General features: G+C 30.2%; 17 protein-coding genes. All 17 read left to right on the top strand.

The window, feature by feature from the left end; translation table 11 throughout:
• Entirely contained in the window at positions 1-1107 is a 1107-nt protein-coding gene (locus VRU49_RS00615; RefSeq protein WP_330144832.1) for a glycosyltransferase family 4 protein, read from the top strand.
• Between the two features lie 4 nt (positions 1108-1111).
• Positions 1112-1972, top strand: a complete 861-nt coding sequence (locus VRU49_RS00620; protein WP_330144833.1) for an ABC transporter permease — start codon at positions 1112-1114, stop codon at positions 1970-1972.
• Positions 1973-1989: 17 nt separating this feature from the next.
• A complete protein-coding gene (locus tag VRU49_RS00625; RefSeq protein ID WP_330144834.1) occupies positions 1990-3210 on the top strand; it encodes an ABC transporter ATP-binding protein in 1221 nt (406 codons plus the stop codon).
• On the top strand, positions 3204-3950 hold the full coding sequence (locus tag VRU49_RS00630) for a class I SAM-dependent methyltransferase (RefSeq protein ID WP_330144835.1): 747 nt from the start codon (positions 3204-3206) through the stop codon (positions 3948-3950). Before VRU49_RS00625 ends, VRU49_RS00630 begins: the two co-directional genes overlap by 7 nt.
• Positions 3947-4963, top strand: a complete 1017-nt coding sequence (locus VRU49_RS00635; RefSeq protein ID WP_330144836.1) for a glycosyltransferase family 2 protein — start codon at positions 3947-3949, stop codon at positions 4961-4963. Before VRU49_RS00630 ends, VRU49_RS00635 begins: the two co-directional genes overlap by 4 nt.
• A 10-nt stretch (positions 4964-4973) precedes the next feature.
• Positions 4974-5918 carry a hypothetical protein gene (locus VRU49_RS00640; RefSeq protein WP_330144837.1) on the top strand — a complete coding sequence of 315 codons (945 nt, stop codon included), beginning with the start codon at positions 4974-4976 and terminating at the stop codon, positions 5916-5918.
• A gap of 14 nt (positions 5919-5932) precedes the next feature.
• Positions 5933-6601: a class I SAM-dependent methyltransferase gene (locus VRU49_RS00645; protein ID WP_330144838.1), complete on the top strand. Its 669-nt coding sequence runs from the start codon at positions 5933-5935 to the stop codon at positions 6599-6601.
• A 6-nt stretch (positions 6602-6607) separates the two neighbouring features.
• The gene (locus VRU49_RS00650) at positions 6608-7033 is read left to right on the top strand and encodes a cupin domain-containing protein (protein ID WP_330144839.1); all 426 of its coding nucleotides are present in this window, start codon (positions 6608-6610) and stop codon (positions 7031-7033) included.
• A gap of 3 nt (positions 7034-7036) precedes the next feature.
• Positions 7037-7789, top strand: a complete 753-nt coding sequence (locus VRU49_RS00655) for a class I SAM-dependent DNA methyltransferase (RefSeq protein WP_330144840.1) — start codon at positions 7037-7039, stop codon at positions 7787-7789.
• Between the two features lie 11 nt (positions 7790-7800).
• Positions 7801-8925 carry a DegT/DnrJ/EryC1/StrS family aminotransferase gene (locus VRU49_RS00660; RefSeq protein ID WP_330144841.1) on the top strand — a complete coding sequence of 375 codons (1125 nt, stop codon included), beginning with the start codon at positions 7801-7803 and terminating at the stop codon, positions 8923-8925.
• A 19-nt stretch (positions 8926-8944) separates the two neighbouring features.
• Positions 8945-10102: a glycosyltransferase family protein gene (locus VRU49_RS00665; RefSeq protein WP_330144842.1), complete on the top strand. Its 1158-nt coding sequence runs from the start codon at positions 8945-8947 to the stop codon at positions 10100-10102.
• A gap of 3 nt (positions 10103-10105) precedes the next feature.
• Positions 10106-10990, top strand: a complete 885-nt coding sequence (locus VRU49_RS00670) for a glycosyltransferase (protein WP_330144843.1) — start codon at positions 10106-10108, stop codon at positions 10988-10990.
• A gap of 83 nt (positions 10991-11073) precedes the next feature.
• Positions 11074-12054 carry a glycosyltransferase family 2 protein gene (locus VRU49_RS00675; protein ID WP_330144844.1) on the top strand — a complete coding sequence of 327 codons (981 nt, stop codon included), beginning with the start codon at positions 11074-11076 and terminating at the stop codon, positions 12052-12054.
• Complete coding sequence (locus tag VRU49_RS00680) at positions 12051-12752, top strand: hypothetical protein (RefSeq protein ID WP_330144845.1); 702 nt, start codon at positions 12051-12053, stop codon at positions 12750-12752. The genes VRU49_RS00675 and VRU49_RS00680 overlap by 4 nt, the downstream gene beginning before the upstream one ends.
• Positions 12749-13891, top strand: coding sequence for a glycosyltransferase (locus tag VRU49_RS00685; protein WP_330144846.1), 1143 nt, complete (start codon positions 12749-12751; stop codon positions 13889-13891). The genes VRU49_RS00680 and VRU49_RS00685 overlap by 4 nt, the downstream gene beginning before the upstream one ends.
• Positions 13892-13894: 3 nt before the next feature.
• On the top strand, positions 13895-14872 hold the full coding sequence (locus VRU49_RS00690) for a glycosyltransferase family 1 protein (protein ID WP_330144847.1): 978 nt from the start codon (positions 13895-13897) through the stop codon (positions 14870-14872).
• Positions 14869-15882: a glycosyltransferase gene (locus tag VRU49_RS00695; RefSeq protein ID WP_330144848.1), complete on the top strand. Its 1014-nt coding sequence runs from the start codon at positions 14869-14871 to the stop codon at positions 15880-15882. Before VRU49_RS00690 ends, VRU49_RS00695 begins: the two co-directional genes overlap by 4 nt.
• Position 15883: the final 1 nt, after the last annotated feature.

Below are 15883 nucleotides of genomic sequence, written 5' to 3' on the forward strand. Positions count from 1 at the left end.
TTGGACCACAATAATCGTAAAATACTTTTTTTAACCTTAAACACCTTTAGTAGTTTTGGTGGTATTGAGGATGTATGTAAAACTTTATGTAAAGTGCTGGAAGATTTAAAGTTTAATTTTAAAGTGCTTTCTATGAACGATTATGAGGTTGATGAAAAGTATTTAAATCCATCAAATTTTATTGGATTCGGTCAAAAAAAATTAAATTTCGGGATAAATGCTATAAAAATTGGTTTAAAATATGATACCATCATTTTAAGTCATATTAATTTATTATTATTTGCACGAATCTTAAAATTTTTTAAGCCTAGTCTAAAAATCATCGTATATGCACATGGCATAGAAGTTTGGAGAGAGCTACCTAAATGGAAAATAAATTTCTTAAAAAAGAAAGTAGAAATATGGGCAGTAAGCTCCTATACTTCAAATTTCATGCAAAATGAGCATAAAATTCCTTCACAAAATTTCAAAATCTTAAACAACTGCTTAAATCCATTTTTTGTACCCCCTTTAAATTTCGAAAAACCAGAATATTTATTAAGAAGATATAAGATAGAGAACAATCAACCAATTTTATATACTTTAACTAGAATTTCCAGTTTTGAAAAATACAAAGGCTACGATATTGTAATTAATATTTTGCCTGAATTAATTAAAAATTTCCCCAATTTATTGTATATTATAAGCGGAAAGGCAGATTCGGACGAACGGGATAGATTGGTTAAACTAATTAAAAAATTAAAATTAGAAGACCATGTATTTTTAACCGGCTTTATTGAAAACGCAGAACTTTCAGATCATTTTTTATTGGCTAATTGTTTCGTTCTTCCGAGCAAAAAAGAAGGATTCGGAATTGTATTTATTGAATCTGCTGCCTGTGGATGTAAAATAATTGCAGGAAATAAAGATGGCTCAAAAGATGCTATTTTAAATGGTAAATTAGGATTGTTAGTAGATCCCGACAATAAAAATGAAATTTTTAAAGGAATAAAAACTATTTTAGAAAATAACCAAACAAAAAATGAAGCCGAGTTTATCCAAAAAATTTGTTTGGAACATTTTAGTTTTGAAACCTATAAAGCAAATGTAAGTGCTTTATTAAGCTAAAGTAATGATTAAGGATTATAAAAATCAAAAATGGGTAATTGAATCTAAAAGTTCGCTTTTAGATATTAAGTTAAAGGATGTTTGGGCATATAGAGATCTATTATTTTTATTGGTAAATAGAGATTTTATATCCTTTTATAAACAAACTGTTTTGGGGCCAATGTGGTTTTTTATCCAACCCCTTCTAACCACCATTATTTTTACTGTAATCTTTGGCAAAATTGCAAAAATAAGTACCGATGGTTTACCCGCTCCTTTATTTTATATGGCAGGGATAACAGCTTGGAATTATTTCTCAGATTGTTTACTAAAAACTTCGACTGTTTTTAGAGATAATGCAGGGCTTTTTGGAAAAGTATATTTTCCAAGATTAATAATGCCTTTAAGTATTGTGATAAGTAATTTGGTAAGGTTTGGTGTTCAAATGCTTTTGTTCATAATAACCATCAGTATTTACACAATTATTGAAACTGATTTTAGTTTCACCTGGGCAATATTCTTATTTCCTTACATCGTTATCTTAATGGCCGCTTTAGGTTTAGGAAGCGGAATGATTATTTCTGCGATGACCACTAAATATAGAGATTTGGCCTTTTTAGTAAGTTTTGGTGTTCAATTATTAATGTATGCAACTCCTGTAATTTTTCCTTTATCAGAAACCATTGCAAAGTATCCAGAATATAGCTGGATTATAGAATTAAATCCTATGAGTGCAATGATAGAAAGTTTTAGATATGGCTTTTTAGGCTCTGGTAGCTTTTCTTGGTTAAGTTTATTATATTCTAGTGTAGTTACTTTTATAATCTTAATTTTTGGAATTGTTATTTTCAACAAGGTTGAAAAAGATTTTGTAGACACCATTTAAATCACCTAAGTAACTGTATGTCAATCGCATTAAAAGTAGAAAATTTAAGCAAAGCCTACCAAATAGGATCTATAGGGACAGGTACTATTAGTAGAGATATTGAAAGGTGGTTTGCAAAGATTACCGGTAAAGAAGATCCATTCTTAAAAATTGGTGAAACCAACAACAGAGAAATAGTTGGCGGTTCAGATATTGTTTGGAGTTTAAAAGATATAAATTTTGAAGTTGAACAAGGGGAAGCCATTGGAATAATTGGTAAGAATGGCGCGGGGAAAAGTACATTACTTAAAATATTAAGTAAAATTACTGCTCCAACTACCGGTAAAATTACTGGAACAGGTAGAATTGCCAGTTTATTAGAAATTGGAACTGGTTTTCACCCAGAATTAACAGGAAGAGAAAATATTTTCTTAAATGGGGCCATTTTAGGTATGCGAAAGCATGAAATCACCAGAAAATTTGATGAAATTGTAGAATTTGCTGGTGTTAGTCGATATATAGAAACCCCTGTTAAAAGATATAGTAGTGGAATGTATGTTCGTTTAGCATTTGCGGTAGCTGCACACTTGGAATCTGAAATTCTAATTGTTGATGAGGTTTTGGCGGTTGGAGATGCAGAATTTCAAAAAAAATGTTTGGGTAAAATGGGCGATATAAGTAAGGGTGAAGGAAGAACCGTTTTATTTGTAAGTCATAATATGCAATCTATCAGTAGACTTTGCACAAAATCTCTTTTATTACAAAATGGGATGGTTAATAGTTTCGACAATACAAGAAAAATTTTAGAAGTTTATAATAAAATTGACGAGGCTAAAGACGAAGTAACTTTTGATTATGGCTTTGTTAAGTATTTAAAAGTTCAGCAAGTTGAAGACAGAATTGAGCTGGTTTGTCAATACCAAAATTGGATAAATTTAGATATTCCCGTATTTGGTTTCGTTTTTAGTGATATTCAAGGAAATAAGTTATTTGGCAGTAATAATATTATTCAAGAACCAAATATTTCATTTATTAAATCTGAAAGAGGTATTATTCGAGCTATTGTTAAGCAGCCCAAATTATTAGATGGAGAGTATTTAATTTCAATTTGGCTAGGAGACGGACATGAGGACTTTTTTGTTCAAGAAAATCTCTTAACCATAAAAATCACAGAAATGGCCCAATATGAAACATCTGTTTCTTCAGATATTCTTGGCTCAATTTCACCTACTATAGACTGGATACAAGAAATATGTTAAAAAATTCTCCCATAAATTATTGGCATGATGAGTCGTTTCACAATGAAAAAGCGGCTTTGGAAATACTACCTTATGTTTTTAATTTATTTCCAATAAATTCAATAATAGATATTGGATGTGGAACGGGTTCATGGCTTTCTGCAGCAAAAAAATTAAATATTAATGAGGTTAAGGGCGTAGATGGTATTGAGTTAAAGCAACCTTTAATGAAACTAGAATCCAATGAATTTTTAAAACATGATTTAAGAATACCGCTTAACCTTAATAAAAAATTTGACCTTTGCATCTGTTTAGAAGTTGTTGAGCACTTACCCATTGATTGTGCAGATACAATAATTGAAACCATTACCAACCATAGTGATTTTATTCTATTTTCTGCTGCAATTCCTACTCAAACTGGCGATCATCATATTAATGAGCAATGGCCAAGTTATTGGCAAGAAAAATTTAAAAGTAGAGGTTATTTTCCTCTAGACATACTAAGATCAAAGTTTTGGAACAATGAGCAAGTAGATTGGTGGTATAGACAAAATGTACTGCTCTATACTAATGATGAAGACTTAATCAACAAATTTTCAAGCCCAGAAACTGTACTTCCATTGGTGCATCCTGAGCTATTAAAATTAAAAAATCAAGTAATAATTTATCAGGATAATATTCTTCAAGATCAGGTTTATAATCCAAGATTACTTTCGGCATTAAAAAAGGTATATCAATCATTATTCAATTTTAAGAAATGATATCTGTAATCATACCCACTTTTAATAGAGCAAATATTTTAGAAAGGACTTTAATTAGCATTAAAGATCAAAATACTGATGTGAAATTTGAAGTAATAGTGGTAGATAATGGATCAAATGATCATACTAAACAAATTTGTGATAAATACGCAAAATTTATTACGGATTTTCATTACCTGTTTGATGATACTCCGGGATTATTAACGGGCCGGCATTTAGGCGCTCAACATGCAAAAGCCAACATATTATGCTTTTTAGATGATGACGTTTCATTAGATTCCAATTACATCAATTGTGTGTATTTAAATTTCGAAAACGACCCCAGTATACAATTGGCAACAGGCCCGTGTTTACCTGAATATGAAACCAATCCGCCCGAATGGCTACCCTACTTTTGGACCCAAGATAAAAATGGAAAATATTGCAGTTGGCTAAGTCTTTTAGATTTTGGAGATAAAATTATTGAGATAGATCCAAATTTTGTTTGGGGATTAAATTTCTGCATAAGAAAACAGGCTTTAGTAGATTTAGGTGGATTTCATCCTGATTGTATTCCCGATCATTTGCAGCAATTTCAGGGCGATGGAGAAACTGGTTTAACCATAAAAGCAAGGGAAAAAGGATTTAAAGCCGTTTATATACCATCATTAAAACTAAAACATTATGTTTCGGGTGGTCGATTAACAAAACCTTACTTTCAAAAAAGGGCTTATTACCAAGGTGTTTGCAATTCCTTTACCGCTTTAAGAACGAATGCAAAAACATCAATGAAACCAACTGAAAGTATATTTAAGAAAATAAGAAACTATATTCATCCGCTATATAGATGGATTAAGCCCCTATTTATACAATCTAAAGAAGAAAAAATACCTAACGAAATCAAACTTTTCTTTGAAACACTTAGAAAAGAAGAATTAAGAGGATTTGAATTTCATCAACAACAATTCAATGCCAACGAAAAGGTTAGGAACTGGGTTCTAAGAGATAATTATTGGGATTATAAACTACCTTAATTTATTTCTGATGAGTAATTCGAAAACCATTACATTTTTCATGTTGGTAACCAATAATGATTGTTTATTTGCTAATTATGCAATAAACAGTTTTAAAAAAATTTTTATCAGATTAAATGATATTCAGAAAAAACAATTTACTCTATTTATTTATCTAAATAACTTAAGCCAAGAAAACAAGTCAAAGTACATCAAGAAATGGAATAATTTACCATTCTCTAAGATTTTCGATAATTCCGAAAAATTAAAAACCCTAAACCTTAAGGCTGGAGAAATAATTACTTCGCCAGAAGGTATAGAAAGAAAAAGAGATGGTTTAAATGAAAATTATGACGAATTATGGTCTACAGAATTAATTAAATTTAATACAGATTATATTGCAACCGTTGATGCTGATTTTGAAATACTTAATGCCGATTTTTATTTCTACTTATTAGGCAAATTAGAAGATCCAAATTGTTTAATCGCCAGTACCTCATATAATCCGTCTTCTTTTCATTATGATTCCTATTCTAACAGAAATTTATATTTACATGAAAGAAATCATACTTGGTTTTGTATTTACAAAAAAGAAACATTTGAAATAAGCAAAGTTTCACATTTTTATTTTGAGAAATATTCTGAAGAACATAATATGGTTCACGCTTTCGATTCAGCGGCTTATTTTCAGAACGATGTTAAAAATAAAACTGGAGGGAAATTTGTTCATCTTCCAAAAAAATATCATAATACCTTTATCCATTATGGCGCTGGATCTAAAAACAAATCCATTACTAAAAATAATGTTTGGTTTTATCGTGCATTATTTATTATCAAAACAGCTGGTATTTTTCATGTAGTTGAGCCTAATAAATTGATGAAGAATATAGATAGAATTGCTAAAAAATCAGCCAGAAAATTTTTTAAAAAATTCTTCCATAGCATTGAGAAAGAAAGAAGATCTTATCACCATTAAAAAAGCTATAAAATATGTTAAGTCAGCTCAAACATTTTTTAAATACTAAAAGAATTAAAAACCGAATAAGATCTATTGAAAATTGCAGCACGTTACTTGATGTGGCGATTTTTAAAATAAAAAATGAAAAGCTAAATGGTCTTAATTTTTTAGAAATTGGCGTATTCAAGGGTGATAATGCCGTTTATATTTATGAAAATATACATCAGCTATTTAATATACGCCTTAAATATTTTGGTTTTGATATATTTGATGATATACACCTTCTAAAAGAAAAATATCCGAAAGATTTAGACCAATATAACTTGGCTGATTATCCATATTGGGAATTTAATTCTGGTCAACACACCTTTAATATGGTTCATAAAAAATTAGCATCAACCATAGCACCTGAAAATTTCAAACTTATAAAGGGCGACACTACAGAAACTTTAAAAAATATTGAGCAGGAACTTAAAGAAACAATTGATCTTGTATTTATTGATGGATGTCATGAATATGAAGTAGTAAAATCTGATTGGGAAAACATATCCAATTTATTCAAAATAAATCCGAAACTAACAGTAGTATTTGATGACTTTACATACGAAGGCGTAAAAAACACTCATGATAAAATATTAGAGACAGGCTTTTACCTAATTAATCGTCTTAATAACAATCAATTTATTGTTACTTTAAAATAGGCAGAAATGATAGAACAAATATTTAACAAAACACAATTACAAGCAATAATTATAAAATCTAATTATAATAAGCCTGGTATTTCATTTTTCACGCCTAATGATTTTTCGCAACAATTAGGCTATATGAATAGACCAAAAGGTCACATAATAGAGCCTCATGTTCATAATTTAGTTGAAAGAAAAGTTACTTTAACACAAGAAGTATTATATGTAAAACATGGCAAGGTAAGAGTTGATTTTTACGATGATAACAGAAATTATTTGGAAAGTACTGTTATAGAAACTGGAGATGTAATTTTATTAGCTGCTGGTGGACATGGATTTGAAATGCTCGAAGATTCTGAATTAATAGAAATTAAGCAAGGTCCATACGTTGGAGATGAAGATAAAGTTAGATTTGAACATAATCCTGAAAACATACAACCAAAATAAACCATGAATCAAAACTTTAATGCATATAGTCAGTATTACGATTTGTTGTATAAAGACAAAGACTATAACGCTGAAAGTGAATATATTAAAAACACAATTAGGCAATACAAAGCCCAAGCAAAAACCCTATTAGAATTAGGTGCCGGAACGGGCAAACATGCCGAAATATTAACTGAATTTGGGTTTTCTGTAACTGGTATTGAAAGAAGTGCAGATATGGTTTCTATTGCAAAAAAAATAAATAATGAAAATTTAGAATTTCATGTTGCCGATATAACCCATTTTAAATTAGAAAATAAATTTGATGTAGCTACTTCCCTATTCCATGTTATCAGTTATTTAACAGAAAATACAGCCTTAATAAATACATTTAAAAACGTACATAATCATTTAAATGAAAAAGGATTATTTATATTCGATGTATGGTATAGTCCGGCGGTATATCATCAAACACCTGAAAAAAGAACTAAAAAATTAAAAAGCGATTCTTTGGAAATAACTCGATACGCCACGCCAGAAATACATACGAATAAAAACTTAGTAGATGTTAATTATAAAATTGAAATTGAAGAATTAAGCACGCATAAAATTACAGAATTTGAAGAAAAGCATCCTATGCGCCATTTTAGCACACCAGAAATTGAACTTTTAGCCATTTCTACAGGATTTAAACTATTGCATAGCGAAGCATTTTTAACAAAAGAAAAACCTAGCATACATACCTGGGGTGTTTGTTATGTTTTGGAAAAAATTTAATCATTAAAAATATGATGAACACTAAACCTATTCCTGTAAACACACCTTTATTAAGTGGAAATGAGCTTAAATATCTTTCAGAATGTATCGAAACTGGATGGATCTCGAGTGAAGGTCCATTTATAACTAAATTTGAAGAGAATTTCAGCAAATATATAGGTCGCAATTTTGGGGTTGCTGTAAGCAATGGATCCGCAGCATTAGATATTGCAGTAAAAGCACTTGAAATTGGTGAAGATGATGAAATTATAATGCCCACATTTACCATTATATCTCCAGCACAATCTGTTATTACTAATGGGGCTATTCCTGTATTAGTAGATAGCGACCCCAATACTTGGAATATGGATGTTTCTCAAATAGAATCTAAAATAACCTCCAAAACAAAGGCAATTTTAGTTGTGCATATCTATGGCTTACCGGCCGACTTAGATCCTATTCTTGAACTGGCTAAAAGGTATAATTTAAAAGTAATTGAAGATGCAGCAGAAATGCATGGTCAGACTTATAATGGGAAAAAATGCGGTAGTTTTGGCGACATCAGTATTTTTAGCTTTTACCCAAACAAACATATAACAACTGGAGAGGGTGGCATGATATTAACCGATGATGCTCATTTAGTCGAAAGATGCAAAAAGCTTAGAAATTTATGTTTTGAGCCCAACGGTCCTCGATTTATACATCATGAATTAGGTTGGAATTACAGAATGACCAACCTTCAAGCAGCATTGGGTTTAGCACAATTAGAAAGAATAAACGAGTTTATTGATAAAAAAAGAGAATTAGGGGCATTTTACCAACAAAAACTTTCGTTTTTAGCAGAAAAAGGCTATTCACTTCCATTAAGCTCCACAGATTACTCGGATAATATTTATTGGGTTTTTGGTTTAGTAGCACCCAATATTGAAGCCAAGGAAGAAATAATTAAATATTTATCAGATCAGAAAGTTGGTACCAGACCATTTTTTTGGTGTATGCACGAACAACCTGTATTTCAAAAAATGGGACTATTTAAGAATGAAAAATATCCCATTGCAGAAAATTTAGCAAGAAATGGATTCTATTTGCCAAGTGGTTTAGGACTATCAATGGAAGACAGAGAACTAGTTGTAGAAATTTTAAAAAATCATTATTGATTATAGCCACTACAAGTAAATGATAGGAATTATCACATTAAATCATGACACCTTTACCAATCCCACCATATATTCGATAATTAAAGAATTAAATTCGAATAATATTGAGGTTATAATTTTTAGTGGAAATAATACTACCCCTATTCCATCCGAGTTAAATTTAACTACTTATTCTGATGCCCCAAATGGATTGAAACTACCCAGAAATCCAATTAACATCTTTCAATATTTCAAAAAGTTTTTAAATGTTATTAGGGTTATTAGAAAAAATAGAATTAAACATATTATTGCCGTAGACCCCCTAGGCTTGGTATTAACTGGAAGAATTTCAAAATTTAGCTCATTTAAAACGCATTATTTCTCATTCGAGATCTTTTTTAAAGAAGAAATTAAGGATAAAAATTTAATCAGATTAAAAAATGAAGAAAGCGAATATTCGAGAAATGTAGATTCTATTGTAATTCAAGATAAAAAAAGGCAATCCATGCTTTCGGGCGAAAACAGCATTTCCAATTTTTTTAAAAATTGGTTTTTAATCCCTGTATCGCCTATATCTAATAAATTAACAATAGTAAAAAAGTATACAAAAGAAGAATTTGGATTTAAAGCAAGCGATACCATTTATATTCATGCTGGAAGTGTTGATAAGTGGTCGGGCGCTGAATCAATCATAAAAGCTGCTAAAAGTAAGTTACCAGAGAACACATACATTTTGGTTCATAATAGAAGTAAGTTTTCAGAAACCAACCCCATTCATAAACAGCTCTTAGACTTAGCTGCTCAAAATAATCAACTTAAATTACACGATAAGCACTTTAACAGCTATGAAGAATACTGTGCGTTTTTAAAATGCTTTGATTTTGGAATAGCTATTTACAAACCCGACAATGAAGTCTATACAGGGAAAAACATCCAAGAAATAGGCCTTTCTTCAGGTAAATTTTCTACTTTAATGTTAGTAGGTCTGCCAACTATACTCTCTAACTCTTCCATTTATAAAGAACTCGTAGAAAAATACAAAATCGGAGTAATTGCAACTGAGAATGAGGATTTAGAATTTCATATCAAAAATAAATCTTTATTAAATATGAATAGCGAGACCTGTAAAACGTGTTATTTTGAGGTATTAGACCCACAGAAGTCAATAAATGACTATATTGATTTTTTAAAAAATTAAGGAATGCAATACACGATATCCTATATATTTTGTACCAAAAACAGGTTAAATTTTTTAAAATATAACTTAGAAAAACTAATCCAAATTCTTCGTCCCGAAGAAGAAATAGTAGTTGTTGATGGAGAAAGTACCGACGGTACCCAAGCATACTTATCCAATTTATTTGAAGCTGGCAAAATACATCAATATATATCGGAGCCTGATAGAGCTCAAGCTCATGGTTGGAACAAGGCTTTATTAATGGCAAATGGGTTAATTATTAAAAAAATAATTGACGACGATATATTTGATTATACTTCAATTAGAAAATGTGCCGAATATATGATAGCAAATCCTAAGGTGGATATCGTAATCTCAAATGATCTAACTTCTAGACTAACAGATTATAAAACAATCTATAGAAATTCGCATGTGTCTGAATTTGAGAAATGGGCAAAAAAACAGATTAAGTCATTTTGGTTTGGAGATATACATACCTTAATCAGGAAAAAATCTCTAGCTATATTTGGATTATACAATCTAGAATATGTAATGATGGATTGGGAATATAGTCTTAGAATTAGCTATTTACAATCGAACATAGTTTATTATACTGGGTATAATGCGCTTTCAGTTTATCACGAAAACAGTGTATCTGGTCAAAAAAACGACAAGTTAATCGCTCAGCAGACAAAGAAAGCAATTGATTTTTACGACTATCAACATCCCGTTTCATTGTGGTCTAAAGTAAAAATTGCCATAGGTAAAATGATTTTTGCCAAGTCTAAATTAAATACCGAACCTAATCAGCTCATTGATATAAATTCAATTTATAATACACTTCAATTAGAAATAGAAGAAATAAACAGGTCTGGTAACTATAAATTTATAAGTAGAGATTCTTATTAATTTAATCAAAAGCTTCAAATATTTCGGCAGTTTAATTTAAAATTGATAAATTAAACATCTAATACAACACACAAAAAACCAACATGCACGAGCTTGTTTCAGTAATAATTCCGGTTTATAATGGAGAAAAATACATTATTCAAACTTTAGAATCTGTATTAAACCAAACTTATCATAATCTTGAAATTATAATTATAAATGATGGTTCAACAGATAATACTTTAAAATTATTAGAAACTGTTAAAAGTGAAATAATAACCATTATAAATCAAGAAAATAAAGGGGTTAGCCATGCTAAGCAAGTTGGTTTAAACAATGCTAAAGGCCATTTTATTCAGTATTTAGATGCTGATGATTTGTTAAGTTTAGACAAAATTGAAGTTCAGGTTAATGCGTTAAAACAACATCCGAATAGCATTGCTGTTTGCAGTACCATTCATTTCTTTGATCACGAAAACCACTTAAATAACGTTCCATCTGAATATGAGGATAAATTCTTATACTCAACCGATTCGCCTGTTGATTTTTTGATTAACCTTTATGGTGGAAATAGGAATGGGGGCTCAATGATTCAACCTAACGCATTTTTAACACCAATTTCCATCATTAATAAAATGGGAGGTTGGGACATCTCTATATCTCCTTGTCCAGATGAAGACGGTGAATATTTCTGCAGGGCAATATTAGCCAGTGAAGGAATAGTATACACCTCTAATACTTATAATTATTACAGGAAATTTTTGAAAAAAAATAGTTTAAGTGCTTTAAAAGATAGACCTGCGACAGAAAGATTATTTAAATCAATACTCTTAAAAAAAGAACATCTATTTAAACATAAACAAACCGAACAGGCCAAATATGCCATTGCACAACAACTAATTTCACTTGCAGTGGAAACTTATCCAAAATATACATCATTAAGTGAAAATATAATTGAAGAAATAAATAAAATAGGCACTTATAGTTTTCTACCGATAAGTGGAGGGCCAATGATTCAAAAATTATCTAAATTTATAGGTTGGAGATTGGCTAGAAAAATTCAATACAAAATTAACAAAAAATGATAGCGATAATTACATCATGTATTCGCCCTATAGAGAATACAAATGACCCGAAAAGCCATTTTTCTGTTAAAGAACGTGAAAATCAAACCATATTTACCTTAGAAAAATTATCGGCCTTAAACTTCAAAAAAATTATTGTAGTAGACAATTCGGTATCCTACGATTTCAACGAATTGGAGCTTAGGTTTAAACATATAAAATTTATAAGCATCAAACAATTTCAATTTGAGAATAAAGGGATAAATGAACTCTTAATGCTTTTGGCTGAAGTTGATGAATTACCTGAAAACACCCCGATATTTAAAATAAGCGGAAGGTACTATCCCAACGAAGACTTTAACATTAACTTTAATGAGGCATATGACTTCAAGGTTAAAGCTTATAATTTTGATACTAAAAGAGGTTCCATTTCAACTAGGGCTTATTTTGTAAAAAACAAACAGATTTACAAGAACTTTCTATTAAAAACCTTCATAGAAACCTTTACTTATTCCCATAAAATTGTGGGCATCCGTAGTTTTATCTATCAACTAAAAAGAATATTTATTAAAAACCTTCCAACATCTATTTCTACCTCAATAGAATTTGCTGCTGCCAGAGTATTAAAAAATGAAAACTATAAAGTTGAATTTGTAAACAAAATTGGTGTAGAAGGACAAATAGCAGGATTTAAAGAACTGTCAAAAATTAAAGAATGAAAATTTTCCTTTCCTTTCTTCAATCTACAATTAACCATCCCATTCCTGCTTACAGTTTTTGGGAATTTTACATTAAAAATGGTCTCGAAGAAGCGGGCATAAACTGGGTAGAGGAAAAAGAAATAGATTGGGCACAAGGATTAGTTCCTCAAAATAAATCAGAATTAAACGCTTGGAAAGAAAAAACTTGGGAAAAAACTTTAGAATCTATTAAAAAAGAGAAACCATCTATTTTCTTAAGCTATTTATACCCACAACAAATTGATAAAACAGCCCTTAAAGAAATAAAAAAATTAGGTATTTATTGTGTTAACTTTTTCTGTGATAACATAAGACTCTTTGATAAAGCGCCTGAAGAATTTAGTGAATTTGATTTAAACTGGGTACCAGAATATGGTGCCATGAACTTATATAAACAAGCAAATTTTAAAGCTATAAATTTGCCCATGCCCATGTGGGTGAATCCAGTATTTAGGATGCCCTCTACTATAGAAACCGATAGAATAACATTTATTGGATCTAAAGACATACAAAGACAACTGTTTTTTGAAAAGCTAATAAAATTAAACCCTAACTTACCATTAGATATTTATGGTGCTAGTTGGGATAATATTGAACCTACTAAATCAGCACTGCCAACATCATTATTAAAAAAATATTCCAATCAACTTCTATTTTTAAAAAATCAGGGCTTAAATGCATTTATAAATAAACTTAAGTTTGGCTCATTTAACCCTCAGCTGAGCGATGAAATTTTAAAATATTTAAAGGGAAAACCGCTATTCTCTGAATACATTGATCTTACAAGGAATAGTAAAATAACGATTGGAATAAATAGATATCCCAGCTTTAAATTCCCATTATATGCGCCTAATAAATACTCTAGACTAAGAGATATTGAAGCGCCAATGTTGGGTGCTTGTTATTTAACTGAATGGGTTGAAGGAATGAACAACCTATATGAAGTTGGGAACGAAATTGAAACCTTTAACTCACAAGAAGAGTTTCTTGAAAAGGTAGAAATGTTAGAGAAAGATGCATTATTAAGAAAGAAATTGAGGTTAAATGGTCAAAAAAGAGCATTATCTGATCATAGTATTATGAGTAGTTTAAAAAAAATAGTAGATTATTTAAAATAAATTATGCAAGACCAGCCAAGGATATTAATCTACTTTATAAAGCCAAAAGAAAAGAATAGATTTTTTTATGGAGATAGATATATTATCCCTTTTTTAAGAAAATTATTTAAGCCAACAAAAATTGGAGGAGTAGAAAAAGTATTCCATAACCTCTGTAAATCATTTGATAAATTGAAGGTAAAATACTGGATTAATTTACCATTTGATAAAATTGAACCATCCGACCAATTAATAATTTTAGGACTTGGAAGGACTTGCTTAGAAGGATATAATAAGGAAAATAAAATAGTTGCAGGAATTGCTTTGATGACCCATCCATCTGAATGGCCAGATTTAACAAAAAACTATCCTATTTCTAAATATCTTCAACATTCTGAATGGGCGAAAAACGTATACGTACCCTATTATGGAGATCAAATCTGTGACACATGGTTTTCGGGAATAGATACCGATGAATGGAAACCCAAACAACAACAAAAAGAAATTGACGTCCTTATTTATGATAAAATTAGGTGGCAAGACTCTCACAACCTATTAGAGAAGATTTGTCAAAATTTAAGCGAAAAGAACTTAAATTTTAGCATCATAAAATATGGTTCATATAATGAGCAAGACTATAAAAAATTACTAGAGAATTCTAAATCTATGATTTTTCTTAGTTCGCATGAAAGTCAGGGTTTTGCCTGTTGTGAAGCCCTTGCCATGGATGTACCCGTATTTGCTTGGGATCAGGGCTTTTGTTTAGACCCAAATAGATTTAAATGGAACGACCCCATAATGCCAGCCACATCTGTTCCTTTCTTTAATGAACAATGTGGCGATAAATTTAAAGATGTAAAAGAATTTCAATTAAAATTTGATCAATTTTTCAAAAATGTACAATTAAATAAATATCGCCCTAGAAATTACATTCTAGAAAACCTAACACTAGAAAAAAGTGGTCAAAGGATGTTAGAAATTTTAAAAACAGTTTATAAATGAAAATCCTATTAATCATGGATCCAGGTATACCGGTACCTCCTCCTCATTATGGGGGGCATGAGCGACTGGTATATATGTTTGCAGAAAAATATAAAGAATTAGGACATGAGGTAAGCTTATTGGCTGGACCGGAATCTAAAATATCTGGGGAAGTACTAACTTTTGGTAAAAACCAATTAAATAGATCTAAATGGCAGAAAACAAAAGAACTTTTATTTGTTTGGAAATACTTATTAGCGAACTATAGTAAATTTGACATCATTCATAATTTTGGTCGTTTGGCTTATTTATTTCCCATAATAAATAAAAATCCAAAAAAGATAATGACCTATGGTAGGCCTGTTTCTCAAAAAGGAATAAAAATCATCAATTCCTTTCCAAATAAAAACATGGTATTTACAGCATGTAGTGATTATTGTGTATCTACTGGCAATATTGCTGGACATTGGGAAACAGTTTACAATGCCATAGATTTTAGAAAATATACCCTTAACAAAGAAGTTGACAACCATGCTCCATTAATGTTTTTAGGCAGATTGGATAGGATAAAAGGGTTGCAAACTGCAATTGAAGTGGCATTAGAAACAGGAAGAACTTTATGGATTGGTGGAAATATACCAGACACTAAAGACAATCTGGAGTACTTTAAAAAAAATTTAGAACCAAAATTTAATGATCATCAAATCATATATCTTGGCGCTTTAAACGACGAACAAAAAAATCATTACTTAGGAAAATCGCAAGCATTTTTATTCCCCATAGAATGGGACGAACCGTTTGGGATGGTAATGGTAGAAGCTATGGCCTGTGGAACACCAGTTATAGGATTTAAACGTGGATCGGTACCAGAAGTTGTAGAAAATGGAATTACGGGCTATATTGTAAATAATAAAGCTGAAATGATTAAAAAATTAGCTGAAATAAATAAAATTGACAGAGAAAAATGTAGAGAAAGGGCATTTGAAAGATTTGACGTAGACGTTATTGCGAAAAACTATTTAAAATTATAAA

This window comes from Pedobacter flavus (genome assembly GCF_036324285.1).
Classification (GTDB): Bacteria; Bacteroidota; Bacteroidia; order Sphingobacteriales; family Sphingobacteriaceae; genus Pedobacter; species Pedobacter flavus.